The organism is Microbispora sp. H10885, from assembly GCF_014161415.1.
Lineage (GTDB): Bacteria > Actinomycetota > Actinomycetes > Streptosporangiales > Streptosporangiaceae > Microbispora > Microbispora triticiradicis.
Genome location: NZ_JABBWY010000001.1, coordinates 923,405 through 947,971, shown reverse-complemented (window position 1 = coordinate 947,971; position 24,567 = coordinate 923,405). Strand labels below are relative to the sequence as shown.

Sequence of the window (24,567 nt, the reverse complement as noted above, 5' to 3'; positions counted from 1 at the left end):
GGGAGGCGGCATTGGTTACAGCCAGGGCGAGATGTCGGCGCGGCCGCCGGCCGCGCCGTCAGAGGCCGCTCAGGGGCCGCTCAGAGGTCGTTCAGGGGCCGCTCAGGCGCCGTTCGCCCTTCGTCGTGATGACGTACACCTGCCAGTTGTAGTAGGCGTAGTAGTTCCTGATGTCGCGCTTCATCTGTCGGGTGTGCAGCAGGACCGCGTCCACGTACGCCTGGGAGTGGTTGTAGGCGTACAGCGCCCGCCGGTAGTCGCCCGGCGCTCCCGACGCGTGCAGGTAGTTGGCCGCGGCGAGCAGGGCGTCCCGGGTGTCGTCGATGTCGCCGCCCATCCCGTACGCCTTCCAGGTGCCGGGCATGAACTGCATCGGCCCCTTGGCGCCGACGTAGCTCGGCGACCGGACGCGGCCGAACTTGGTCTCCACGAGCATGACCGCGGCCAGCACCTGCCAGTCGATCCCGAACCGGCGCCCGGCCCGGCGGAAGCCGTCGAGCAGGACGTCCGCCGGTTCGGGCGGCTCGATGCGGAACTTGACCGGCCCGCTGACGGGGTGGGCCAGGGAGAGCAGGTCGCGTACGGCCGTCACGTTGTCCCGCGCCCGCGCGGCCTGGTCCTTGGACAGTTTCCCGTAGGTGCGCGACGCGAGGCCGGGGTTACGGGCCAGATGACGGTAGAGGCGCTGCTCGTACAGGGCGAGCAGAACCACCGGCTCGGGGGCCTGTCCCCTGGCGGGGTCCCCCGTGCGCCGCCAGTCGTCGACGGCGTCCCGCAGCAGCGCGGTCGTCCGGGTCAGCGCCTCGGCCAGCGCGGCGGGATCCTTGGGAATCTTCGCGTCGGGCGCGGGCGGCTTCGCCTCCGGCTCCGCGGGCGGCGGCTGCTCCGGCGTCAACGCCGCGGACGGGTCTCCGGAAGGCGGCTCCGGCGGCGTCACGGACGCGGCCGGAGCCTCGGCCCCGCCGGAGACGGCCGGCGATCCCTCGCCCCGCGCGCCGGCACAGCCGGACAGCGAGACCAGACCGGCGAGCCCGCCTGCCAGCAGGCCGGCGAGCAGGCGCGGACGCCGCGACGCGGAGAGGAACAGGACATGACTGGTACAGGCACGCTGATCGTTCATCGGTCCCAACGTATGCCCGGCGGCGCCGTTTCACGTCGTCCCGACGCCGGGGCGCCGTGCGCCGCCGTCCCCATGGCGGGCGGCGGCGACGGGAGGGATACAGCCGGCCGTAACCTTTTCCGGCCGCACCCCATTCCCCGTTCTCCCACCTCAGGTGTTGACCGGATAAGTAACCGGGCAGTAATGCTCGACTCGTGCGCCTGCCCCGGGTGAAATTCGAGCACCGGCCCCACCGGTACGAGGACGGCACCATTCGCATCGGCGGCGAGATTTACGGGATCGCCGCCGAAATCGAGGATCCGTACGGCTGGGTCTGGACCGCCCTGTGCCTGATGGACGGCACCCGCTCCCGCGAGGACATCGCGGACCGGCTCCGCCTGGCCCATCCGGAGCTGCCGGACGCCGAGTCGGTCGTCGAGCAGCTCGTCGCGACCCGATACGTGGAGGACGCCGCCGCCGTGCCGCCCGCCGCGCTGAGCGAGCGGGAGATCGACCGGTACAGCAGGAACCAGGCGTTCTTCCGGATGGTCGGCCCGGGCCCGCACAGCTGGGATGCGCAGCTGCGGCTCAAGGGCGCGCGGGTGGTGGTGCTGGGCCTGGGCGGCACGGGCAGCCACGCGGCGTGGGCCCTCGCCGCCGCGGGCGTCGGCGAGATCCACTGCGTGGATCCCGACCTGGTCGAGCTGTCGAACCTCAACCGTCAGGTGCTGTACGGCGAGGCCGACGTGGGACGGCCGAAGGCGGAGGCGGCCGTCGCGCGGCTGCGCGGCGTCAACTCCGACATCACCGTCACCGGCGACCGGCGGTGCGTCGGCAGCCGGCGCGAACTCGCCGAGCTGATCGCGGGGTTCGACGCGCTCGCCCTCTGCGCCGACCGGCCGGACGGGCACCGCATCAGGGTGTGGGCCAACCGCGCCTGCGCCGCGGCGGGGATCCCGTGGGTGGGCGGCGGGTACAGCGGGCCGCTGGTCACCGTGGGCTGCTTCACCCCGGACGCCGGCACCTGCTACGAGTGCCTGTGCGACGGCGAGGAGGCCCGGCGCCGCCCGGGCACGCCGGTGGACCTCGGCGGACCGGGGGTGATCGCCACGTCGGCGGGCCTGTCCGGCCAGCTCGTCGCCCACGCGCTGATCGCGCTGCTGACCGGGGCGTCCGCGCCGCCGGCCGGCACCATCCGGGGAGTCAACCTGATCGCCGCGGACCACCATGTGCGGGTCAGCCATCCCCCACGCCCCGGCTGCCCGGTCTGCGGGACCCGGGTACGCGCCCGTTTCGATTCGAATGGGCGCATTTCGCCGGCATGACCGAAACGGCGATTATCACAACGAATTGACAGAATCATTGACTGCGTGCCTCCGGCGGCGAATCATGAACGCGTTCTCGCGAGAACATCCCCGTCCCTCACCCACGAGAGGAACCGGATGACCCCCAACGAGCACGAGATCGAAACCGCCGACGAGGCGGCCCCGCCGGTCAAGACGAAAATCACCATCCGGCTGCTCGACAAGATCGAGACGACGAACGCCAGCAACAGCGTCGGCAACTGACGCCGGTGCCGCCACCGTGGTGTGCGGGCGCGCAGCGGGAGCGCCCGCACGCCGCAGGCGGTCGTGCCGCACCGGCCCCGCGGCCCGGCGCCGCACCGCGACGGACGGCCCGAAGGAGGGAAGGGTGGCATCCACCCGCACCATCTTTGACGACGTACGGCAGGCCGAGGCGCGGGTGCTGCCCGCCGACGCCTACCAGGCCGAGTTCGCCGAGGAGTTCGACCGGGCGACCGGCGTGGTGTGGAAGCTCGAACGCGCCCAGGAGTTCCGCGAGCCCGACGTCCCGAGCTGGCGGGCGATGATGGCCGGCGACTGGGAACGTTCCCTCGCCCTGATCGCGGAGATGCGGGAGCCGCTCACCGCCTACTACCGCACCCGCCCGGCGACCCGCAGGCTCCGCGTCGTGGAGACCCCGCTCACCCCTTACCTCCAGTGGGAACTGCACGTCCTGGCCGTAAGGGCGGAGGCCGGGGAGCGTCCACGGGTGCTCGCCGCGAACGCCGTACGGGAGTTCGAGCGCACCGCGCCGCTCCCCGAGCTCGTCGCGATCGGCTCGTCACTCCTCTACGAGGTGCTGTACGACGAGATCGGCGGGCACGTCGGCGCCCGGCGGATCACCGACCCGGACCTCGCGGGCCCCTGCCGCGCCGCGATCGAGACGCTCTACGAGCGGGGAGAGGACGTGCGGGCGTACGTCGAGCGGGAGGTCCTCCCGCTGCCGCCTCCCTCGGCCTCCTCCCGGTCGCGCGGCACCCACCGCCCCTGAACCCCGCGCCTGGAGGCCGCGATGAGCCAGGACGCCGGGCAGCCGGCGGACGGGACCCGGGTCCGGCTGCGCGACCTCGCGTTCCGGCGGGACGGCTCCCAGTGGATCGTCGGCCGCCCGGACGGGCAGGAGTTCGCCGCGGTGCCGTACGAGGGGATGCGGGCCATCAGGCTGCTGATGGAGGGCGCGACCATCGAGGAGGCCGAACGGCGGCTGCGCGGCGAGACGGGCGCCGACCTCGACGTCCGGGACTTCGTCCGCGCCCTCGGCGAGCTGGGTTTCCTGGACGAGCCGGGCAGGCCGGCCGCCCCGGCCGAGCCGCCGACGTTCCCCCGGCTGCGTCCCCGGCACGTGCGGTGGACGCTGAGCCCGCTGCTCCACACGGCGGTGGCCGGCGTGATCGCCGCCGGGGCGGTGACGGCGGTGATCAGGCGGGAGACGCTGCCGGGCTGGCAGGACCTGCTGTGGAGCGAGCACGGCACGCTCGTCCTGCTCTCGGAGATCGCCGTCGGCTGGACGCTGATCTTCCTGCACGAGATGGCGCACCTGTCGACCGCCAGGGCGGCCGGGGTGCCGGGCCGGATCCGTCTGGGCACGCGGTTGCAGTTCCTGGCCGTCCAGACCGAGGTGTCCGGGATCTGGCTGGCCGAGCGGCGCGTCCGCCTGACGGTCTATCTCGCCGGGATGGCCGTCGACGCGGCGGCCTGCTCGGCCGCGGTCGTCCTGGCCGCCGTCCTGGGCCGCCACACCGTGCTGTCCCTCGTCACGCTGACCTCGGTGTCCATGCTGACCACCCAGTTCCTGGTGTTCATGCGCACCGACGTGTACTTCCTGCTGCAGGACCTGACCGGCTGCCGGAACATGTACGGCGACGCCACCGCCTACGCGCGCCATCGGGTGCTCCGGCTGCTCGGCAGGCCGACGCCCGACCCGCTCGCCGGCCTGCCCCGGCGGGAGCGCCGCAGCCTCCGGGCGTACGCGGTGCTGGTGGTCGTGGGCACCGTGGTCTGCCTCGGAGTGGCGTTCGCGGTCACGCTGCCCGCGACGCTCGTCCTGCTCTGCCGGGCGGTGCGCGCGCTCGGCACCCCCGCCACGCCCCTCTCCGTGCTGGACGCCGCGGCGGTGCTGCTGGCCGCGCTCGCGTTCCAGGTGGCCTGGGCGCGGGCCTGGTGGCGCAGGCACGGCCCCCGCCTGCGCCGCACGATCTCCCGCCCCCTCACCCGCCCGCGACCGTAGCCGTCGCGCAGGCGCCCCCATCGATACTCGTGTAAAAAATTCTGTACACGAGGTCAAAGATTGGCTACCTTGGAGATGTCAAAGATGTTGTACATCGAGAGGAGCCGCTCATGACCCACCTGGAGAAGCGCGCCTGGATCAGGCTGGTCGTCGCCGTGCTCGCCTACGCGGCGTACGTCGTCGTCGTCCTCAGACGGGCGGGCGGGGGTCCGTTACCCGACACGCCGTACACCGCCGCCCTGCTGTGGTCGGTCGGCGGGGCCATCGCCGCCACGATCGCGGCCGAGATCGGGATGGCGATCGTGAACCCCCGCGCCTCCCGCGTGCAGGACGCGCGTGACCGGGAGATCGGGCGGTTCGGCGACCACGTCGGCCAGGCGTTCGTCGTGATCGGCGCGGTGGCCGCGATGCTCATGGCGATGGCCGGGTGGGACCGGTTCTGGATCGCCAACGTGGTCTACCTCTGCTTCGTGCTGTCGGCGGTCCTCGCCGGGATCGCCAAGGTCGTCGCCTATCGCAGGAGCCTGCCGGAATGGTGAAGCCGACCCGCGTGACCAACCGCATCCGCACGCTGCGGTTCACGCACGACGAGATGACCCAGGCCGAGCTCGCCGAGCGCATCGGCGTGACCCGGCAGACCCTCATCGCCATCGAACAGGGCCGATACTCGCCGTCCCTGGAGATGGCCTTCCGGATCGCCCGCGTGTTCGGCGTTCCGCTCGACGACGTGTTCCAGTACCCCGACCTCCCCGAGGAGACGCCATGAAAGCCATCGTCCAAGACGCGTACGGCCCGGCGGACGTGCTCCGCCTGAGCGACGTCGACCGCCCCGAGATCGGTGCCGAGGAGGTGCTCGTCGAGGTCCGCGCCGCCGCGGTGGACCCCGGCGTGTGGGTCCTCATGACCGGCCGGCCGTACCTCATGCGCCTCGCGGGCTTCGGGCTGCGCCGGCCGAAGGTGGCGGTCCGGGGCCGTGACGTGGCCGGGGTGGTGGCGGCCGTCGGCGCCGGAGTGACCCGGTTCCGGCCGGGTCAGGAGGTGTACGGCACCTGTACGAGCGGCTCGTACGCGGAGTTCGCGAGGGCGCGGCAGGACAGGCTCGCGCCGAAACCGGCCGGCCTCACGTTCGAGCAGGCCGCCGCGATGCCGGTCTCCGGCATGACGGCGCTGCAGGCCGTGCGCGACGTCGCCGGTGTGTGCCCGGGGCAGCGGGTTCTGGTGATCGGCGCCTCGGGAGGCGTGGGGTCGTTCGCCGTGCAGATCGCCAGGGCGTACGGCGCGAGCGTCACCGGCGTGTGCTCGGCGGCGAAGGCGGGCTTCGTGCGGTCGCTCGGCGCCGACGACGTCGTCGACTACACCCAGGAGGAGATCGACCGGGACGGGCCGCGTCACGACGTCGTCGTCGACACCGCCGGAAACCGGCCGCTGTCCCTGCTCCGGCGCGCCCTGACGCCGCGGGGGACGCTGGTCGTCGTCGGCGGCGGGCACGTGGCCCACCGTTTCACCGGGGGCATGGGACGCACGTTCCGGGCGCCGCTGCTGTCACCGTTCACCGGGCAGCGGCTTCGCCCGGTCATGACGCGAGAGCGCGCCGAGGACCTGGAGGAACTGACCCGGCTCGCCGAGTCCGGCGCCGTCACCCCGATGATCGACCGAATCTATCCCCTCACCGACGCGCCCGACGCGATCCGTCACCTCATGGGGGGACACCCGGGCGGCAAGGTCGTCGTCACCGTGAACGGGACGGCCTGAGGCACGGCGGAGGCGTCGGTGGGCTGCTCTAGGCAAAAGTGATATCACTTTGCTAGTGTCTTGCTAGACATCGAGGAGCGTGCACATGACAGACCTGCAGATCGCCGTCGACATGCCGGCCCCCCAGACGCACGAGAGAGCGGCCCGCGAAACCGGGGGATGGCCGATGCTGATCCTGGCCCTGGTGGGCCTGCTGAGCCCCTTCGTGCTGGTCCCGGTCGGAATCGGCATCGCGGCCGACGGGAGCGGCGGCTCGGGGGCCGTGCTGATCATCGCCGGGGTGCTGCTCCTCCTGGTGGCCGTCGTCGCCTTCACCGGGCTCACCGCGGTCGCTCCGGGCGAGGCGCGCGTGATCCAGTTGCTCGGCCGCTACGTGGGCACGGTCCGTACGCCCGGCCTCCGGTTCGTGGTGCCCTTCACGCAGAAGCGCCGGGTGTCGACCCGGATCCGCAACCACGAGACCGACGTCAGCAAGGTCAACGACGCCGACGGCAACCCGATCGAGATGGCCGCAGTGGTGGTCTGGCAGGTGGAGGACACCGCGAAGGCCGTCTTCGAGGTGGACGACTTCGTGGAGTTCGTCGCCTTCCAGACCGAGACGGCGGTCCGCCACATCGCGGGCAGCTACCCCTACGACGGGCACGACGACGTGCTCTCCCTGCGCCAGAACGCCGACGAGATCACCGGCCGCCTGTCGGCCGAGATCCAGGCCCGGGTGGCCTCGGCGGGGGTCCGGGTGATCGAGTCGCGCATCACCCGCCTGGCGTACGCTCCCGAGATCGCGCAGGCCATGCTGCGCCGCCAGCAGGCCGGAGCGGTCGTCGCGGCACGTCAGCGGATCGTGGAGGGCGCGGTCGGCATGGTCGAGGCCGCCCTGGCCCGCCTCGACGAGCACGACGTGATCGAACTGGACGAGGAGCGCAAGGCCACCATGGTCAGCAACCTGCTCGTCGTCCTGTGCGGCGACCGGGACGTGCAGCCCGTGGTCAACACCGGTTCCCTCTACCGCTGACCGTGGCGACCGACCGGAAGAGCATCCTGCTGCGACTGGACCCCGCCGTGCACGACGCGCTGGCCCGATGGGCCGGTGACGAACTACGCAGCACCAACGCGCAGATCGAGTTCCTGCTCCGCCAGGCGCTGGCGGAGGCGGGGCGGCTTCCCCGCGAGGCCGCCCGCATCCCCCGGCGCGGCCGGCCGCCCAGGACATCGGCCCCGCCCAACGGCTCCGCGGCCTCCCAGGAGCCCGACGAGCCCGAAGGCGGAGCTCCGCCCGGAGACGACTGAGAGAAGGCGACCTCATGAACGTTCCCGGCTCCCTGCCGGCCCGGCTCTACCTGCTCGGCTACGACCCCCGTAAGGAGCGGGTGGTGACGAACTACCGCTTCCCGTACCTGCTCCGCGCCGCCGCGCTCACCGAGCTGCTCCTCGACGGCCGGATCACCGACGAGCGCGGCAAGGTGCGGGTGGTGAGCGAGAAGCCGCTCGGCGATCCGGTCCTGGACGACCTGCTGCACCAGATCGCCGGGTCCCGCCCCAAGCCGTGGCGGCACTGGATCGACAAGGACGGCCGCGCGACGGTCCGGGCCGTCCGGGACGAGCTGGAGACGCGGCACTGGGTCCGCGTGGAGCTGCGCCAGCCGTTCCTCCTGGTCTTCAACAGGACCCAGGTGCGCGTGCGGGATCCGCGCGTGGTGAAGCGGCTCACGACGCAGGTCGCCGCCGCGCTCAACGGTCCCATGTCCCGGGTCGGCGAACGGGAGGCCGCCCTGGTCGCGCTGGCCGCCGCGGGCGAGCTCCGGACGGTGCTGCCGCGGGCCAGGCGGAAGGCGTACCGGCAGCGCATCGCCGAGCTGGGCGAACGCGGCGGACCGGCGACGCCCGCGCTGCGCAAGGTCATCCAGCAACTGCACGCGGCGTCCGCCGCCGCCATGAGCGGGGGCGGCTGACCCGCCCGCACGACGTCGTACGGCCCCGGCGTTCCGGGGCGGCGGGCCCCCGGGGGCGTCACTGTGCGGCGAGGCCTGGGGCGATCGTGCGCAGCGCCTCGGCGAGGTCGGCGGCGGACGGCGCCTCGTCGGGATCGACGAGCCACTGCGCCGCCATGCCGCCGAGCAGCGCCTGGTAGAACGCGCCGACGGCCATCGCCTTCCGCGGATCCGCGGCCGGGTCGAGGTTCTCGAAGAGCGCCGCGAGTCCCAGCTTCGCCTGGCGGTTGGCCGTCGCGAAGGCCTCCCGCAGCTCGGGCATGCGGTCCATCTGCGCGATGAGCTCGAACTGGATGGCCCACAGGGGCCTCAGCCTGGCGAAGGACTCGATGATCCGGTTCCAGGTGGCCTCGAACCGCTGCGCGGGCGTCCCGCCGAGCGCCGGTCCGGCGGCCAGGGTCCGCTCGATCTCCTTGCCCCACTCCTCCATCGCATCGACGAGAGCCGCGTTGAGCAGCGCCTTCGTCGACCTGAAGTGGTAGCCGATGGAGGCGAGGCTGGTGCCGGCCGCGGTCGCGATGTCACGCGCGGTGGTGCCGGAGTACCCCTTCTCCATCAGGCATCGCCTGGCACCGGCGAGCAGGTCTTCCCGGTTTCCCATGCGCAGATCCTAACCGATTCACGGACCGATGTCTGAGACATTTGTACTAGACAAAATATTGAGACGTTTGTACAGTCCGAGTCGTGACGAACATCCTGATCTCCGGCGGAAGCGTCGCCGGGCTGACGCTGGCGTACTGGTTGCGTGAGTACGGGTTCACCCCCACCGTCGTCGAGCGCGCTCCCCGTCTGCGGGAGGGCGGCTACAAAATCGACATCCGGGGCGCGGCACTCGACGTCGTCAGCCGCATGGGCCTGCTGGACGAGGTGCGCCGGCACAGCACGGACATGCGTGTCGCACGCTTCGTCGACGCCCGGGGGAAGCAGGTCGCGACGATGAACGCCGAGGTGTTCGGCGGCCGCGAGGGCGACGACGTCGAGATCATGCGCGGCGACCTCGTCCGGATCCTGCACGGCGCGGCCGGAGACGGTGTCGAGTACCTCTTCGACGACTCCGTCACCGCCCTGGAGCGGACGCCCGGAGGGGTGCGCGTCACCTTCGAGAGCGGTCCCCCGAGGACGTTCGACCTGGTGGTGGGTGCCGACGGCCTCCACTCCAACGTCCGCGCGCTGGCCTTCGGCGAGGAGTCCCGGTTCGTCCGCGACCTCGGGCACCACATCTCGATCTTCACGGTGCCCAACCACCTCGGCCTGGACCGCACCGAGATGATGCACCCGGCGCCGGGCCGGAGCGCCGGGATGTACGGCACCCGGCGAGACGCCGACGCCAGGGCGATGTTCCTGTTCTCCTCCCCGCCGGGGGCCGGCGACGGGCGGGACGTCACCCGGCAGAAGAAGCTGCTCGCCGAGGTCTTCGCGGACCAGGGCTGGGACGTCCCGCGCCTCCTCGACGCCATGTGGGACGCGCCGGACTTCTACTTCGACTCGATCAGCCAGGTGTGCATGGACGGCTGGTCGTCGGGCCGCGTGGCCCTCGTGGGCGACGCCGCCTACGGGCCCTCACCCGCATCCGGGCAGGGCACCAGCCTGGCCCTGGTCGGCGCCTACGTGCTGGCGGGCTGCCTCGCCGCCGCGGCCGGAGACCACACCGCCGGGTTCGCCGCGTACGAGCGTGAGATGCGGCACTTCGTCGAGGAGAACCAGAAGCTCGCGGCCGCCAACATCAAGGGCATGGTGCTGAGGTCCGCGGCGCAGATCCGCTTCCAGATGCTGATGCTGCGCCTGATGCCGCACCTGCCGGGGAAGGACCGGATGATCGAGCGGGTCACCGGGCCGATCCGCCGGGCCGCGACCGCGATCACGATCCGGGACTACCGGGTCCCGTCGATATGAGCCGCACCGCCGGGCGTCCCGGGCCGGGCGGGGCTTCTGGGGCCGCCCGGAATGACGGTGCGCCCGGCTGCGCCCCCACGGCGGAACCGGGCGCACCGAGCCGGCCCCGGACTCTGGCGGCAGAACGGCGGCGAGATGGCATGGGGATGGCGGCGAACCCCCCGTCGCGAGGCCGGTACTCGCGCGGGTCCGGTGGGTCCGCCGCCTCCTGGTGGGCGGCGCCGTCAGGGCGCCGCCGGTCTCACGAGCCGGTGCAGGTGACGGTGGGAGTCGACGCCGTACCGTTGGCGAGGAAGCCGAACGTCGTCGACGCGGACGGCGCGAGCGAGCCGTTGTACGAGGCGTTGCTCACGGAGACCGTCGAACCGCTGGTGGTCAGCGTGCCGTTCCAGACCTGGCTGATGGTCTGGCCGCCGGCCAGGGTCCACTTGACGGTCCAGCCGCTGATCGCCGAGCTTCCGGCCGTCACGGTGACCTCTCCCTGGAAGCCGCCGGACCACGTGTTGGTGGTGCGGTAGGTCGCGCTGCAGGCGCCGGTGACCGGCGGAGTCGGCGTACGCGTGGGCGTGGCCGACGGCGACTGCGAGGGCGACTGTGACGGGGACTGCGACGGCGACTGGGAGGGCGACTGTGACGGGGACTGTGACGGGGACTGCGACGGGGACTGCGAGGGCGTGGCCGAAGGCGACGGCTGGCCGTTGCCGCTGAACTGCCACCAGTTCACGTTGAACAGGTTGCCGCTGCCGCCGGTGAACTTGAGGTACAGGTCGTGGGTGCCCGTCGCGCCGTTCACCGAGCAGGAGACGGTGGTCCAGGTCTGCCACCCGCCGGTGCCGGAGACGTTGCACGTGCCGACCAGGGTGCCGTTGACGCCGTCCAGGTGCAGCTCGATCTTGCCGCCGGAGTTGGCGGAGGCGACCCGGGCGCTGAAGGACGTCGCGCCGGAGCCGAAGGCGACCCCCTTGACCTTGATGTAGTCGCCGTTCTCGATGAACCCGACGTTCATGCCACCCTCGGTGGAGGCCTCGGTCTCCACACCCGACTCCCACGCGATCGTCTCGGCCTCCTGCCGGACGTACGGGTTGAGCGTGCCGATCTGCGGCGCCCCGGTCGTGGTCATGTTGATCGTCGGGATCGACCCGTCAGAGCCGTAGGTGAACTTCTCCACCGCCACCGACCGCGTATAACCACCGCCGCCCGGCAACGCGCCGTTGTGGTAGAAGAAATACGACCCGCCGTTGTAGTCGATGATCCCCGGGTGGTTGGTGAAACTGCTGCCCTGCGTCGACATGATCGTGCCGCGGTAGGTCCACGGCCCGGTCGGGCTGGAGGAGGTCGAATAGGCGATGAACTCCGAGCAGCACTTGGCCGCGAACACCATGTAGTACAGGCTGCCCCGCTTGTAGAACCAGGGCCCCTCCTCGAACAGCGTCGGCCGGTTGGCGTCCCCGTTACGCGTGCCGAAGCCCGACGTGGTCAAGGTGACCTTGGTCGCGCTGCCGGAGTAGGAGATCATGTCGCTGTTCAGCTTGACGTACCACAGGTTCGGGTTGCCCCAGTACAGGTAGGCCTGCCCGTTGTCGTCGATGTAGACGGTCGGGTCGATCTCCCCGTTTTCGACCAGCGGGCGCCCGATGGCGTCCTTGAACGGGCCGGTGGGGCTGTCGGAGACGGCCACGCCGATGGCCATCCGGCCGGTCGAGCGGTTGGTCGTGGGGACGTACCAGTAGAACTTGCCGTTGCGGTAGACCGCCTGGCCCGCCCACGCGTCCGACTTCGCCCAGCTGAAGGTGGCCACGCTCAGCGGGGAGCCGTGGTCGGTCCAGTTCACCATGTCGGTGGTGGAGAAGACCCGCCAGTCCTTCATCGTGAAGTAGGTCGAGCCGTCCTCGTCGTGACCGGTGTAGAGGTACACCCGCCCGTTGTAGACCAGCGGGGCCGGGTCAGCGGTGTAGATCGTCTGCACGATGGGGTTGTCCGCCTTGGCCGTCGTGGCCGGCAGCAACGCCGCCATGCACAACAGGCCCGCCATCCAGACGACACCACGCCTGAGCCGGGCCCGAAGGGTGAACGCCGATCCCATACTCACCTCCTGGGGTAGTGACCACGCGACTTGCGCATCGACACGTTCAGCGGCGACAAGTACTACCTAATTGTTAGCGTTAACAATCACGGGCGCACGATTCCGTTCACCCGCTTGTACGGAATTCGTCTCCGTCAACGCGTGCCGCGGCGACCGTGGACATCGCCACGGCGCGGAGCCAATCCCATGCGGGCGGGATGGTCAAGGTTCCGGGCCCGCGCCACGGCGGCGTCACGCGCCCGGGCCACCCGTCCTGAACTGTGTCCGGAGCGCCGCGACCGGGACCTCCGTACCCGTGCGTGGTGTGAAACTTTCAGCTCCGCGACGCGGCGGAAAACCTGCCCGTCCGCCGGTCAGCCACCCGGGCCGACCTCGTTGTCCGGCGCGCCGTCGCCCGCCGTGGGCAGGTCGCCTCGTTCCACCGGCACGCGGGGCGGCGCGGTGCCGGCCTTCCCGTCGCCGGTGGCGCGGCGCGCCCCGGCGACGGCCGCCTTCAGCGCCGCCCGGCCGACGTCCGTCACCCCTCCACTCAGCTTGATGAGGACGTCTCCCCTGAGCGCGACGTACTCGTGGCGGTCACCGGCCATCCGATACCAGCCCACCTCGTCGTGGACGCAGAGGACCAGCGCGTCCGGAGGCGTGGCGAGGTTGATCGGAGTGCTCCGGCACACGTCGTCATCGAAGGCGCCCCGGTCGACCCGCAGTTCCACCTGACGTCCGCCGGGCGCGGTGTAGAAGACGCCGAACCCCTCCTCGTTGATCCCGCCCATGGACTGCTCGGCCATCTCGTATCCCGGCAGATCGACGAGATAGACGAGGTCGGGCGCGACCCCCAGCTCCCGCAGGTGATCCATGTCCACACCGGAGGAGGCCGTCACCGACCCGCACGCGCCCAGGCAGGCGAGCCCGAGAGCCGCCGCCATGGCCCATCGGCCTCTCCTCACCCGGTCATCGTCCCCGGCCGGGAGCGTTCGACCACCGCGCGAGCCGCATCATCGCTCCTTGATCGCCTGCAGGTGTCCCCATTATGCGCGGAAAGCGGCGGTTCGTCCTTGAGACGGTTCAGCGGGCGTCTCCTACGCGCCGCGTGGTTTCGCCCGGACGTGCATGCGTTCGCCCTGGGTGCCGAACAGGCTGAGGATCTCCACCGGCGCCTCGCCGGTGCTGCCGAACCAGTGCGGCAGCCGGGTGTCGAACTCCGCGGCCTCCCCCGCCCTGAGGACGAGGTCGTGTTCGGCGAGCACCAGCCGCAGCCTTCCGTTGAGCACGTAGAGCCACTCGTAGCCCTCGTGCGTACGCGGCTCGGGATCACAGCGCTCCACCGAAATGATCATCTTGTACGCCTGCAGCCCGCCGGGGTGCTGGGTCAGGGGCACGATCGTCGAGTCCCAGCGGCTGATGGGCTTCAACCGCACCCGGGGGTCGCCGACCGGCGGCGCGCCGACGAGTTCGTCGAGCGGCACCTGGTAGGCCCGCGCCAGCGGCAGCAACAGCTCCAGCGTGGGCTTGCGTTCGCCGGACTCCAGGCGCGACAGGGTGCTGACCGAGATGCCGGTGGACTCCGCGAGCCGGCTCAGCGTGCTGCCGTTCTGCCTGCGCAGCGCACGCAGCCGGGAACCGACGGAGGCCAGGACGGCGGCGTCGTCGTTTGCCATACCGGCAATCTTACTTGTCGTTTTCGCACGCGGACAGGCCGATTCCACCGCGCCCGCGCCGGAAGTCGCGTGGCCGCCCGGTGAACGAATGTCCTCGATCGGACGTCATATGGGCGAACGGAGGGGAGCGTCATGCGTACCGCAGTCGTCACAGGGGTGATGGTTCTCGGCCTGGCGAGCGTGCCGCCCGTGGCCGCGTCCGGTGCGGCCCACCAGGGCCACCTGGGCTATCAGGGCCGCCAGGCGGATGCGCCCGCGCCCACGTGGAAGCCGGTCAGGGTGAACACGCTGCCCGGGGACGACGTGCTCAACGACGTGACGGTCCTGGGCAACGGGTCGGTGTGGGCGGCCGGGCACCGGGTCGTGAACGGCAGGCAGCGGGGTCTCGTCCAGCGGTTCGACGGCCGATCCTGGCGGGTCATCCCGAACAGCCCGCCGTACGAGCTGCGGGCCGTGACGGCCACCTCCGGCACGAACGCGTGGGTCTTCGGCGAGGGCAGGGCCGCGCGCTGGAACGGCCGCGGATGGACCACGATCGCCCTGGGCAGTGGCTTCTCGGCGACGGACGCCGACGCGACGGGCGCGAAGGACGTCTGGGCGGTCGCCGGGACGGCCGCCACGGCGAGGCACTGGACCGGGTCCTCCTGGAAGAGCGTCCGGCTGCCGGGCCGCGCCTCCGCCGTCGACGCGTACAAGGCCGGCGTGGCCTGGGCGGCGGGCGTCAAGGGCAACCGTCCCTCGATCATGCGGTGGAACGGGACGTCCTGGACCCTGGTCCCGGCTCCGGCGCTCGCCCTTCCCGCGCCGGACGCCGTCGTGACCATCCAGGACATCGCGGTCGTGGGATCGAAGAACGTGTGGGTCGTCGGCGGGGTCAGCTGGGAGGGCGCCGACGAGCAGGGCGACGACGTCGACTTCGGCCGCACCCTGGTCATGCACTGGAACGGCAGGTCGTGGACCGTCTCCATCGGCTCCGCCAACGCCCAGCCGTACACCGAGGTGGAGCCCGACGGCAGGGGCGGCGTCTGGGTCCTGCAGGGCAACTGGAACCCCACCCTGTGGCAGGTCACCGGCTCGACGTGGCGACAGGCCCGGCTCCTCCGGAAGTCCGGCACCGACGCCGTCGTGTTCTCCGTCGCCCGCAGGCCGGGAACGACGACGATGTGGGGCGCGGGCTTCACCGTCCCGCAGGGCGACCCCGACGACCCCTCGGCCAACGGCACGTTCTGGCGTACGCAGTGACCGCCTGACCTCGCCACGCCGTGCACCGACGGCGTGGCCGGTGCTTCGGGATCGCCCGCGGCCGGTGGAAGACACCCATCGGCCGGTTTCGCGCGCCTTGGCGACCTGCGGAAGGCCGATCAGCCGGTGTGACGAGCGTCACGTTTCCGCCTACCACACCCGCCCTGACCTGCGGCTCCTCGCTTTATGACCCCTTTATGCGGTCATAATCCTATTTGCCCCCTTTGCGGCAATACGGCGCGCCTTGGTAGTTTCCTTGCCCAACGAACCCGGCCAGCCCGTGTTCGGAAAGCGCATCCACTGTCACCGGCGCCATGTCCTCTCCCGCCCCCCTGGGCGCCGGTGATGCCGAATCCGTGCAGCAAGGAGGCTCGGAGCCGGGGAACCAATCGACCTTCCATCCGAAGGTCCGGGGTGAATCGGCGCGTAAGCGCTGTAGGGCGACTTCCCTGCCCGAATCCGTCAGCTAACCCGGTAGGCGCAAGCGGAAGACCCTAGGAGAGATCCCCCTGTCCGCCAACCCCACCACTCTGCTTCGCGCTGCCTGCGTCACGGTCGGTAGCGCAGCGCTCACCCTCTCCCTGGCAGGTTTCGGCGCCCTGCCCGCCGGCGCCGTCACGGGGACCGTGACAGCCCCGCCCCCGGACTCGACGGCCATCCCGCCCGAGCCCCCCGTCACGGCGTTCACCCCGTACGCCGGAGAGGCTCCCACGGCCTCCACGGCGGAGTCCTCCGTGAACACGAAGCTCACCAAGGCCGCTGTCCAGCAGGAGAAGGCCGAACTCGCCATCAAGGTGGCGAAAAAGCAGATCGGCGATCCCTACGTCTGGGGCGCCACGGGCCCGGGGGCGTTCGACTGCTCCGGGCTGGTCCAGTTCGCCTGGCGCAAGGCCGGCGTCAAGATCCCGCGTACGACGTGGTCGATGCTCAACGCCGTCAAGAAGAAGGTCTCCCTGGCGCGTCTCAAGCCGGGCGACCTCATCTTCACCAGTGGCGGCGGCCACGTGGGCATGTACATGGGGAACAAGAAAGTGATCAACGCTCCCCACTCCGGCGCGGTGGTCAGGGTCGACCGCCTCAAGGGCTACTGGAGGAGCAACTTCGTCACCGCCGTACGCCCCGGCGTGTGACCCCGGCGTCGTGGACGACACCCCGGCGGGGACGTCCGGTCACACGTGACCGCGTCCCCGCCGGGGGCCGGCCAGGCCGGCGGCACGCCGGCGGTCGTCCCGGCGCCGCCCGTAAGGGCGGATTCGGCTTGCCGCAAGGGTTCGGGGATGCGGAAGGATTGGGCCATGGACCGCCAGCTGATCAGCCATCTCGCTCATCGGGACCACCCCATCGCCGCGCCGGTCTCCGGTGCCAACGTGACCCGGCTGCTGCGCCGGGCCCGGCTGGCCGAGGGGGCGAGAATCCTCGATCTCGGCTGTGGCGAGGCGGCCTGGACGCTGCGCGCGCTGGCGCTCTACCAGGACGCGACCGCCGACGGTGTGGACATCTCCGCGCTCGGCCTCAAGGCGGCGGAGCAGGCGGCCGAGGTCCAGGGCGTCTGGGAGCGCATCCGGTTCCACGAGCGGCCGGCCGCCGACTTCCCGGTCGCCGAGCAGTACGACCTGGTGCTCTGCGTCGGAGCCACGCACGCGTTCGGCGGGCTCGTCCCGACCGTCGAGCACGTCCGCCGTTACCTGCGGCCGAACGGGCTGGCACTGGTGGGCGAGGGATTCTGGGAGCGCGAGCCGACCGCGGAGGCGCTCACCCGGCTGGGCGCCGCGAAGTCGGAGTTCCTCGACCTGCCCGGCACCGTCGCCGCCGCCGAGTCCCCCGGTTTCGACGTGGTCCACGCGTACACCAGCGACCTGGCCGAATGGGACGAGTACGAGTGGTCCTGGACGGGCACGCTGCTGCGCTGGGCCAACGAGCACTCCGGCCCGGACGCCGACGACGCTCGCACGGCGGCTCTGGAGCACCGCGACATGTGGCTGCGCGGTTACCGGGGCATCCTGGGGTTCGTCACGCTCCTCCTCCAGCGGAGGAACTGACCCGATCCCCTACAGCTGACGGAGCACCCGCATGGCGTCCTCCTCCAGGCGCGATAGGTCGCGGAGGATGACCCCGGCCTGCTCCAGGTGTCCCGCGTCACCGCTTTCTCCCGCCTTCGCGATCAGGACGGACACCTCCGTCCAGAGGCCGGCGGCCTCGGCGTACAGGCGGTGACCGGTGCGGAGGCCGCCGTCGTCGATCAGCCGGGTGCACTCGTCGAGGAAGTCGCGGTAGAGGGCGCGGAACAGGGCGCCGCCGGTTCCTCCCTTCTCCATGAGGAGAGCGGCCTGCGGCAGGTCCCGCCGCGGCTCGGCGGCGCGTAGCAGCCATCCGGGCACCAGCTTGCCGGCCTTCTCGATGCCGCGGTGGCCCAGGTTCGCGATGGGAGCGGCGAGGAAGGCGTCGGCGCAGTCCCGGATGGCGGGAATGATGTGGTCCTGCCAGTTGAGCGGGCGGGCCGGCAGGGTGATGGTGAAGGACCGGTTCCTGGCGGTCATCGGGCCGCGTTCGGCCCGCGCCCTGGCGAGGCCGTCCCGGCCGGTGCGTACCGCTCCGCCCTGCTGGTCGGTGTCCACCAGGTAGACCTCGTGCTCGTCGTAGCCGTACATCGCGACGACATGACCACCGAAGTGCACCTTGGAGCGGAAGTAGTCCAGGTGGTAGCAGTCGAGCTGGAGGCCGACCGGCCGGCCCGCGTCGACGCGGGAGGCCACGTTCTCCCACGCCTTGCGCGACGAGGTGGTCTCCTCGGTCGCCAGCGTCAGTTCCAGCCGGGCGGCCAGGTTCCTGGTGAGTTCGAACGGCTTGACCCGGCCGCCGAGGAAGGGGATCGGCATGGCCTTGCTGTCCCAGTAGACGAAGGACAGGCCCGACCCCAGCCCGAACAGCATGGGCTCGGACAGATCGAGCCCCTCGTGCCGCAACAGCACCCCCAGCGCCGTCGTCTCGCAGTGGCGCATGCCACGGGTCTCGACGTCCTTCACGAAGGTCATGCGTCGCTCTCCTCATGCCGGCCGACGTTCACCCTGACACCTCTATCGCACCTGATGTGAGTAGGGAGGTACTCATGCGGAGCGTCAGAGGCCTGTCTAGCCTTCGAGCATGTCGATCGAGCTCGCCGTCGCGCTGGGCGCGATCGCCACCAAGGCGGCCGTCACCGCGCTGCTCCAGCAGGGCGCGTGGGACGACGCCAACTGGGCGATCGTCGCGCACCAGGTGATCGACGCCGTGGTCGGCGTGCGGAACCGGCCCGACGCGGGGGTGCAGCGGATCGGCCGGCGGCTGGACGTGCTGGAGCGGCAGATCGCGGCGGTGGGGCGGAAGGTCGACCTGATCCCGGTACGGGAGTTCGACGAGCACATGGCCGCAGGGCGCCGGTATATGCGGGACCTACGGGACCAATGGCGCACCGCCTACGACCGGTACGCGCTCGTCGAGCGAGCACAGCACGAGTTCGTCCGTGCGTTCGGCATCGCGGAGAACATGAAGGACGCGTCCCGGCAGGCACTGGCGGACACCGCCATCGCGGGCTGCTGGTTGTGGGTGCCCTCCCTGCCGGACGTGATCAAGACCATCGGGCAGGCACGGCTGATCCTGGAACGGGAGTTGCTGTTCGGCGCGACCCTGCCCACCAGCTCGTACGCCGATGTGGTCAGGCTCTGCAGGGCGTACGGCGAGTGTCCCGCATGGACCGGGAATCCCGTCGTGCCGGCGAGCGGTCCGCCGACGCCCGGCGCCCGGGTGGCCGTCAGGGCCGAGTACAACCGGTGGACCAGATGCGCGGGCGTCGACATGCGGGTCAACCCGGCAGGCGACGACGGTGCTCGGCAGCGGACGGTCACGACGCGCAGCGGGCTGGTGATTCCGGTCGACACGGCTCCGGGCCCGCAGGAGCGGGTGAAGATCGAGCTGCACAACAGGCGCGCCGACTGGATCTCGGTGTCGGTGACGGCGGACGCCGTCGTCGTACGACTGCCGCAGCACAACAAGCTGCCGGGTCAGAACAGGGTGGCCCCGGGGAGCTCGGCCGCGCTCACTCTGCCTCGGCCGGGGTTCCCGGTGTCCTCCTCACTGTACGGAAGCCCTTCAGGCCTGCCGCCGGATCAGTACTTCGCGAGCCCGCGGAACGGCCTGGCCTCGAACACGTCGCCGATACCGCCGATCCCTGCCATCGGTTTCGTCCTGCCCCAGCGCTCCAGGCGGCTCCGGGCCGCACCGCCGCCCTCGACGCCGCGGATCCCCCCTCCCAGGCGGAACCAGAGAACGTCCTGGTGGCAGTCCGCCCTGGACTGGGTCGAGGAGAACTGGTGACTCCGATTCCGCCGCTGCCATGACCGCCGGCCTCGGCGCCGGAGGGGCCTGAAGCGCAAAGCTCCGAGATGAAATTTTCATCTAGGCGGCGACGGCGGTCACGGCCTTTTCCCTGGTCAAAACCGAAGGAATGGCCGCTCCCGGGCTAAGGGCCGTCAGGGAGAAGACAAGATCCTTGACACACTTCATGACTTCCTATTTGCTCCGGTTCACCACCACTTCCAGTCGCCCGTTAGAGAGGAGCACTTGGCCGCCCCCGTCACTGTTAGCGTTAACAAGTTGTGGCCTCAAAAACGCACGGCAATGCGCCATGCCGACGCTGACGGACATCTGAACTCGCCCTGCTCTTACGCAGCAGGGAAGGGGCGAGCACGCACACGCCGACGACGGTCGGTCACCGCGCCGCTCCGGGTCGACTGACGGTGGGCTCACCTGGCGTTTGAATCCGTCCGGCAAGACTGCCCGGCCGGCATGCACAGGCCGGCCGCGGACGCCCCACCGGACGAAAAAAACAAATGGCTTCCCTATCGACACACGTCCATTTTCGAATGGCAAGGGAGTTGCGGGAAATTGAGACAGAAATCCATTTTCGCCGCTGTCGCGGCGGCCGCGCTTCTCGTTCTGGCGACGGGACAGGCGGCGCTGAGCGACAGCCTTGACGCGACGAAGTCGTCCTCGGCCACCGCCGTCGCGGCGGCGACCGCCGGATGCGGTAAGACCCCGACGCTGAGAAGCGGTTCACAGACGATCACCACCAGCGGCAAGAGTCGTAGCTGGATCCTGAGGATTCCCGACAACTACGACAACACCCGCCCCTACCGGTTGATCATCGCGTACCACTGGCTGAACGGCACCGCCCAGATCGTCGACTCGGGCGGCTCGGACGGAGCCGTCTGGGCCTACTACGGGCTCAAGCAGCTGTCGAACAACAGCACGATCTTCATCGCGCCGCAGGGCATCAACAACGGCTGGGGCAACAGCAACGGTGAGGACCTGACCTTCACCGACGACATGCTGAAGCGGGTCGAGGGCGATCTCTGCGTCGACACGACGCAGCGCTTCGCCATGGGGTGGAGCTACGGCGGCGCGATGAGCTTCGCGGTCGCGTGCGCCCGGCCGACGGTCTTCCGTGCCGTCGCGGTCTACTCCGGCGCGCAGCTCAGCGGGTGCAACGGCGGCACCCAGCCCGTCGCGTACATGGGCATCCACGGCATCCACGACTCGGTGCTCAACATCTCGCAGGGACGGGCGCTGCGCGACAGGTTCGTCTCGAACAACGGCTGCACGCCCCAGAGCCCGCGGGAGCCCTCGCAGGGCAGCCTGACGCACATCATCACCGCCTACTCGGGATGCCGGGCCGGATACCCGGTCGTCTGGGCCGCGTTCGACGGGGACCACACCCCCTCTCCCAACGACGGCTCCACCTCCACCAGCGGCGCCAGGACCTGGACGACGGCTGAGGTGTGGAAGTTCTTCACCCAGTTCCAGTCCGGCCCGTCGCAGTCGCCCTCGGCTTCGCCGTCCCAGTCCCCGTCGCAGTCGCCCTCGCAGTCGCCGTCCCAGTCCCCGTCGCAGTCGCCGTCCCAGTCGCCGTCCCAGTCGCCCAGCGGCGGACCGGGCGCCTGCCGCGTCACCGCCACGGTCAACGCGTGGAACAACGGCCTGACCGAGAACCTCGCCATCACCAACACGGGCTCCTCCACCGTCAACGGCTGGTCGCTCGTCTTCACCCTCCCCGGCGGGCAGACCATCACCAGCGGGTGGAACGCCACCTACTCGCCCACCAGTGGCCAGGTCACCGCGAAGAACATGAGCTACAACGGCACGCTGGCGCCCGGAGCCACCACTGAGGTCGGCTTCCAGGCCACCCACACCGGCAACGCCGGCAAGCCCACCTCGTTCACCCTGAACGGAAGCCCCTGCACCGTCGCCTGATCGGCGAGGGTCACCGGGGGTGGCGCCCGACCGGGCGCCACCCCCGGACGCGTCCGTTCGTACGGCCGCGAGGACGACGCGGTCCAGCGCGCGAGGCGCCGGAAAGGCGAGCCGCAGAGCTCCGCTCTTCACACCTTGCGATGAGGTCACGAAGGCGGTCAGGCGGCCTCACGTTGGCTAGCCTCACCGCATGCCCCTCGCCTCGATCCCCAGCCCTGCCCAAGGGGTCTGGCACCTCGGATTCATCCCGATCCGGGCCTACGCGTTGTGCTTCGTCCTCGCCATCCTCTTCGGCGTCTGGCTCAGCGAGCGGCGCTGGCGCGCCCGCGGGGGCGATAAGGGCGTGATCGGCGACCTCGCGGTGCCCGCGGTGGTCTTCGGGCTGGTCGGCGCCCGCCTCTACCACGTCATCACCGACTGGCAGACCTACTTCGGCCCGCGCGCGATCAAGGAGCCCTACCGGGCGCTGTTCGTCTGGGAGGGCGGGCTCAGCATCTGGGGCGCGGTCGCCCTGGGAGGCGTGGGCATGTGGCTGGCCTGCCGCCGCCGGAGGGTGCCCCTGGGCGCCGTGGCCGACACGGTCGCGCCCGCCATCGCGTTCGGGCAGGCGATCGCCCGCTGGGGCAACTGGTTCAACCAGGAGCTGTACGGCGGTCCGACCACGTTGCCGTGGGGCCTGGAGATCGACCAGGCCCACGGCGGCGAGCCAGGCGTGCTCTACCACCCGACGTTCCTGTACGAGTCGCTGTGGGACGCGGCGCTCGGTTTCGCACTGATCCTGGCCGGCAGGCGGTTCACGCTGCACCACGGCCGCCTGTTCGCCCTCTACGTCGCCGGCTACACGTTCGGGCGGTTCTGGATCGAGGGGCTGCGGATCGACCCCGTGGGCGGAGTGGACCACGCGGTGACGCTCCTCGGGCTGCGGATCAACCAGTGGACCTCGATCGTGCTGTTCGTCGGCGCGCTGGTGTATCTCCGGGTGACGCGTGACAAGGACGGCGAACAGATCCCGGTGTCCGCCGCACAACAGGGCCGGCCCGCACAGGATTGAATCCCTGTAGCCGCCTCACGGCCTGATGCCTGCGGGGAACCCGGTCCAGCGCAGGCCCGGCGGAAGGTGGCTCATGTCGTTGAACATCACGATCGTGGGCGGCAGCCCGAGCCGGTACTCGATGACCGTCAGCGCGGTGTTGGCGCTGTTCAGCCCGAGCCACCGGGACGGCGGCGCGTCCATCGCGTGCCGCACCAGCCACGCGATCGGGTAGGCGTGCGTCACCAGGACCTCGTTCATGTCGGGCCGGGTCCCTTTCGTGCCCGGATCGGGGACCTTCGCGAACCTGGCGACCAGGGCCTCGGCGAGCCTCCGGCCCGAAGCCGCCTCGGTGTCGTCGTAGCCGTCGAAGAAGCCCGCCCAGGACGCAGGCGTCTCGGCCGCGCTGGGTACGTAGGGCACGTGGTCGACGAGTTCGGCGGCCTCGGCCACGGGCACGTCCGGTAGGTGACGGGCGATCTCGTGCGCGCTCGCCACGGCACGTGGCAGCGGAGAGTGCCACACGGCGTCGACCGGCAGGCCCGCGAGCCGTTCGCCCAGCAGGCCCGCCTGCCGGCGCCCGATGTCGGTGAGTTCCCCGAACGCGTCGGCCGCGCCGTGACGTGCCAGGTAGAGGCGTCGGATCGGCATCGGGATGCTCGGGTTCCGGTCGGCTTGGCGCTGCCCGGTCACGCGTTCGCCGCCGTGACGGTGCCGTTGGTGCCGTCGACGGTGACGACGGTGTCGTCGCGGAGCCTGCTCGTCGCGGCCGGGATGCCGAGGACGGCGGGGATGGCGTGCTCTCGCGCGACGATCGCGGCGTGCGAGAGCACGCCTCCGGTCTCGGTGACGACGCCGGCGGCGATGCGCAGCAACGGCGTCCAGGCGGGGTCGGTGAAGGGGCAGACGAGGATGTCGCCCGGGCGTACGCGCGCGAAGTCGCCGGGACCGCGGACGATCCTCGCGGTTCCGGTCACGGTCCCGCGACTGCCCGGCGTCCCGGTGAGCGTGGCGGACGGGATGCCGGAGACGCGGGAACGCGCCGCCGACGGTGGGAGTGCGGCGGTGACCGGCCGTGCCTGCAGAATCCAGGCGCGGCCGTCGGCGATCGCCCACTCGATGTCCTGCGGTCCACCGAGCACGGCGGCGATCCGTCTGCCCAGCGCGGCCAGCCGGGTGGCGGTCGCGTCGCCGACCGCCGGCCGGTTCCGGGCAGCGGTCGGCACGTCCTCGACCACGAGCCGCGCGCCGCGCCGGTCGAGGCGCTGCCGCTTGTCCGCGATGGTACGGGTGACCGACCCGTCCGCGGCGACGAGGTAGGCGTCAGGGGTGACCCTGCCCTCGACGACGCTCGGGCCGAGACCCCAGGACGCCTCGATCCGGGTCGCGTCGTCCGGGCCCGCGGGGGTGAACATGACACCGGACGCCTCGGCGTCCAGATGGCGTTGGACGATGACGGCCATCAGAAGATCGTCGGAAGAATGGCCGGCACGGCCGGAGGCGGCCCGGTAGGCGACGGCACGCGTAGAGAACAGCGAGGCCCAGCAGGCACGTACGGCCTTGGCGACCTCGTCGGCTCCGTGCACGGCGAGGAAGCTCTCGTGCTGACCGGCCGCCGACGCCTGTCCGGTGTCCTCCTTCGCCGCCGACGACCGCACCGCCACGGGCGGATCGCCGATCTCGCCGAGCGCGCGCCCCAGCGCGTCGATCTCGGCGGCGTGGACGGGGCGGTCCTCGATCGTCCGCCGGGCCGCGGCGACGCCCTCCGGCTCGCCGGCGAGCCGCCCGAGGTCCAGGTCGCGGACGGCGGCGAGGTAGGCGGCGAACGGGACGACGAAGCCGTCGGGCACCGGCAGACCCGCGCGGAGCAACGCACCGAGCGCGCCGGCCTTCCCCCCGCAGGTATCGGCGACGGCCTTCACGAGGGGTACGATCATCCGCCCGCCCTTCAACGTTTCATTGACAACAAT

At 71.1% G+C, this 24,567-nt stretch carries 25 protein-coding genes and 1 riboswitch; of the genes, 17 read left to right on the top strand and 8 right to left on the bottom strand.

Going from position 1 to position 24,567, the window contains the following annotated elements; genetic code table 11:
• Positions 1 to 91: 91 nt before the first annotated feature.
• Positions 92 to 1,120 (bottom strand): lytic murein transglycosylase, encoded by a 1,029-nt coding sequence (locus HHX37_RS04290; RefSeq protein WP_182884545.1) that lies wholly within the window; start codon positions 1,118 to 1,120, stop codon positions 92 to 94.
• A 209-nt stretch (positions 1,121 to 1,329) separates the two neighbouring features.
• Between HHX37_RS04290 and HHX37_RS04285 the strand changes: the two genes are divergently transcribed.
• The 10 genes from HHX37_RS04285 (at position 1,330) to HHX37_RS04245 (ending at position 8,370) form a co-directional block, all read left to right on the top strand.
• Positions 1,330 to 2,424, top strand: a complete 1,095-nt coding sequence (locus HHX37_RS04285) for a HesA/MoeB/ThiF family protein (RefSeq protein WP_182884544.1) — start codon at positions 1,330 to 1,332, stop codon at positions 2,422 to 2,424.
• A 117-nt stretch (positions 2,425 to 2,541) separates the two neighbouring features.
• On the top strand, positions 2,542 to 2,667 hold the full coding sequence (locus HHX37_RS36210) for a hypothetical protein (protein WP_259402009.1): 126 nt from the start codon (positions 2,542 to 2,544) through the stop codon (positions 2,665 to 2,667).
• Between the two features lie 124 nt (positions 2,668 to 2,791).
• Positions 2,792 to 3,433, top strand: coding sequence for a DUF6879 family protein (locus HHX37_RS04280; RefSeq protein WP_182884543.1), 642 nt, complete (start codon positions 2,792 to 2,794; stop codon positions 3,431 to 3,433).
• 21 nt (positions 3,434 to 3,454) lie between these two features.
• Positions 3,455 to 4,669, top strand: coding sequence for a hypothetical protein (locus tag HHX37_RS04275; protein ID WP_182884542.1), 1,215 nt, complete (start codon positions 3,455 to 3,457; stop codon positions 4,667 to 4,669).
• A gap of 110 nt (positions 4,670 to 4,779) precedes the next feature.
• Entirely contained in the window at positions 4,780 to 5,208 is a 429-nt protein-coding gene (locus tag HHX37_RS04270) for a hypothetical protein (RefSeq protein WP_182872816.1), read from the top strand.
• Entirely contained in the window at positions 5,202 to 5,435 is a 234-nt protein-coding gene (locus HHX37_RS04265; protein WP_111700599.1) for a helix-turn-helix transcriptional regulator, read from the top strand. Before HHX37_RS04270 ends, HHX37_RS04265 begins: the two co-directional genes overlap by 7 nt.
• Positions 5,432 to 6,421 carry an NAD(P)-dependent alcohol dehydrogenase gene (locus tag HHX37_RS04260; RefSeq protein WP_182884541.1) on the top strand — a complete coding sequence of 330 codons (990 nt, stop codon included), beginning with the start codon at positions 5,432 to 5,434 and terminating at the stop codon, positions 6,419 to 6,421. Before HHX37_RS04265 ends, HHX37_RS04260 begins: the two co-directional genes overlap by 4 nt.
• An 85-nt stretch (positions 6,422 to 6,506) precedes the next feature.
• Positions 6,507 to 7,433: an SPFH domain-containing protein gene (locus HHX37_RS04255; protein ID WP_182883123.1), complete on the top strand. Its 927-nt coding sequence runs from the start codon at positions 6,507 to 6,509 to the stop codon at positions 7,431 to 7,433.
• A gap of 2 nt (positions 7,434 to 7,435) precedes the next feature.
• On the top strand, positions 7,436 to 7,708 hold the full coding sequence (locus tag HHX37_RS04250; protein WP_310738337.1) for a hypothetical protein: 273 nt from the start codon (positions 7,436 to 7,438) through the stop codon (positions 7,706 to 7,708).
• Between the two features lie 14 nt (positions 7,709 to 7,722).
• On the top strand, positions 7,723 to 8,370 hold the full coding sequence (locus HHX37_RS04245) for a GOLPH3/VPS74 family protein (protein WP_182884540.1): 648 nt from the start codon (positions 7,723 to 7,725) through the stop codon (positions 8,368 to 8,370).
• A 58-nt stretch (positions 8,371 to 8,428) separates the two neighbouring features.
• Here the strand turns inward: HHX37_RS04245 and HHX37_RS04240 are convergent, their stop codons facing one another.
• Complete coding sequence (locus HHX37_RS04240) at positions 8,429 to 9,010, bottom strand: TetR/AcrR family transcriptional regulator (RefSeq protein WP_182884539.1); 582 nt, start codon at positions 9,008 to 9,010, stop codon at positions 8,429 to 8,431.
• A gap of 83 nt (positions 9,011 to 9,093) precedes the next feature.
• Between HHX37_RS04240 and HHX37_RS04235 the strand changes: the two genes are divergently transcribed.
• Positions 9,094 to 10,302, top strand: a complete 1,209-nt coding sequence (locus tag HHX37_RS04235) for an FAD-dependent monooxygenase (RefSeq protein WP_182884538.1) — start codon at positions 9,094 to 9,096, stop codon at positions 10,300 to 10,302.
• A gap of 241 nt (positions 10,303 to 10,543) precedes the next feature.
• On the opposite strand, the gene HHX37_RS04230 is transcribed toward HHX37_RS04235, so the two are convergent.
• From HHX37_RS04230 to HHX37_RS04220, 3 genes are all read right to left on the bottom strand, one after another.
• Positions 10,544 to 12,385: a family 43 glycosylhydrolase gene (locus tag HHX37_RS04230; RefSeq protein WP_182884537.1), complete on the bottom strand. Its 1,842-nt coding sequence runs from the start codon at positions 12,383 to 12,385 to the stop codon at positions 10,544 to 10,546.
• Positions 12,386 to 12,738: 353 nt separating this feature from the next.
• Positions 12,739 to 13,308: a hypothetical protein gene (locus HHX37_RS04225; protein ID WP_182872823.1), complete on the bottom strand. Its 570-nt coding sequence runs from the start codon at positions 13,306 to 13,308 to the stop codon at positions 12,739 to 12,741.
• A 153-nt stretch (positions 13,309 to 13,461) separates the two neighbouring features.
• Entirely contained in the window at positions 13,462 to 14,040 is a 579-nt protein-coding gene (locus HHX37_RS04220; protein WP_138459458.1) for a helix-turn-helix domain-containing protein, read from the bottom strand.
• 132 nt (positions 14,041 to 14,172) lie between these two features.
• On the opposite strand from HHX37_RS04220, the gene HHX37_RS04215 reads away from it, so the two are divergent.
• The 3 genes from HHX37_RS04215 (at position 14,173) to HHX37_RS04205 (ending at position 17,321) form a co-directional block, all read left to right on the top strand.
• The gene (locus HHX37_RS04215; RefSeq protein WP_182872825.1) at positions 14,173 to 15,282 is read left to right on the top strand and encodes a hypothetical protein; all 1,110 of its coding nucleotides are present in this window, start codon (positions 14,173 to 14,175) and stop codon (positions 15,280 to 15,282) included.
• A gap of 336 nt (positions 15,283 to 15,618) precedes the next feature.
• Positions 15,619 to 15,778, top strand: a riboswitch (cyclic di-AMP (ydaO/yuaA leader).
• 238 nt (positions 15,779 to 16,016) lie between these two features.
• Positions 16,017 to 16,412, top strand: a complete 396-nt coding sequence (locus tag HHX37_RS35475; protein ID WP_220501356.1) for a C40 family peptidase — start codon at positions 16,017 to 16,019, stop codon at positions 16,410 to 16,412.
• Positions 16,413 to 16,577: 165 nt separating this feature from the next.
• Positions 16,578 to 17,321, top strand: a complete 744-nt coding sequence (locus HHX37_RS04205) for an SAM-dependent methyltransferase (RefSeq protein ID WP_182872826.1) — start codon at positions 16,578 to 16,580, stop codon at positions 17,319 to 17,321.
• A gap of 9 nt (positions 17,322 to 17,330) precedes the next feature.
• Here HHX37_RS04205 and HHX37_RS04200 read toward each other — a convergent pair whose 3' ends face one another.
• The gene (locus HHX37_RS04200) at positions 17,331 to 18,314 is read right to left on the bottom strand and encodes a BtrH N-terminal domain-containing protein (protein WP_182872827.1); all 984 of its coding nucleotides are present in this window, start codon (positions 18,312 to 18,314) and stop codon (positions 17,331 to 17,333) included.
• A 109-nt stretch (positions 18,315 to 18,423) separates the two neighbouring features.
• Between HHX37_RS04200 and HHX37_RS04195 the strand changes: the two genes are divergently transcribed.
• The 3 genes from HHX37_RS04195 (at position 18,424) to lgt (ending at position 22,618) form a co-directional block, all read left to right on the top strand.
• Entirely contained in the window at positions 18,424 to 19,632 is a 1,209-nt protein-coding gene (locus tag HHX37_RS04195) for a hypothetical protein (RefSeq protein WP_182884536.1), read from the top strand.
• A 570-nt stretch (positions 19,633 to 20,202) separates the two neighbouring features.
• The gene (locus HHX37_RS36205) at positions 20,203 to 21,567 is read left to right on the top strand and encodes a cellulose binding domain-containing protein (protein WP_259406150.1); all 1,365 of its coding nucleotides are present in this window, start codon (positions 20,203 to 20,205) and stop codon (positions 21,565 to 21,567) included.
• Positions 21,568 to 21,757: 190 nt separating this feature from the next.
• Positions 21,758 to 22,618, top strand: coding sequence for a prolipoprotein diacylglyceryl transferase (gene lgt, locus HHX37_RS04185; RefSeq protein ID WP_182884534.1), 861 nt, complete (start codon positions 21,758 to 21,760; stop codon positions 22,616 to 22,618).
• A gap of 15 nt (positions 22,619 to 22,633) precedes the next feature.
• On the opposite strand, the gene HHX37_RS04180 is transcribed toward lgt, so the two are convergent.
• Together HHX37_RS04180 and HHX37_RS04175 are read right to left on the bottom strand one after the other, a co-directional pair.
• Positions 22,634 to 23,248 (bottom strand): histidine phosphatase family protein, encoded by a 615-nt coding sequence (locus HHX37_RS04180; protein ID WP_182884533.1) that lies wholly within the window; start codon positions 23,246 to 23,248, stop codon positions 22,634 to 22,636.
• A gap of 38 nt (positions 23,249 to 23,286) precedes the next feature.
• Positions 23,287 to 24,534 (bottom strand): PEP/pyruvate-binding domain-containing protein, encoded by a 1,248-nt coding sequence (locus HHX37_RS04175; protein ID WP_182884532.1) that lies wholly within the window; start codon positions 24,532 to 24,534, stop codon positions 23,287 to 23,289.
• Positions 24,535 to 24,567 lie beyond the last annotated feature (33 nt).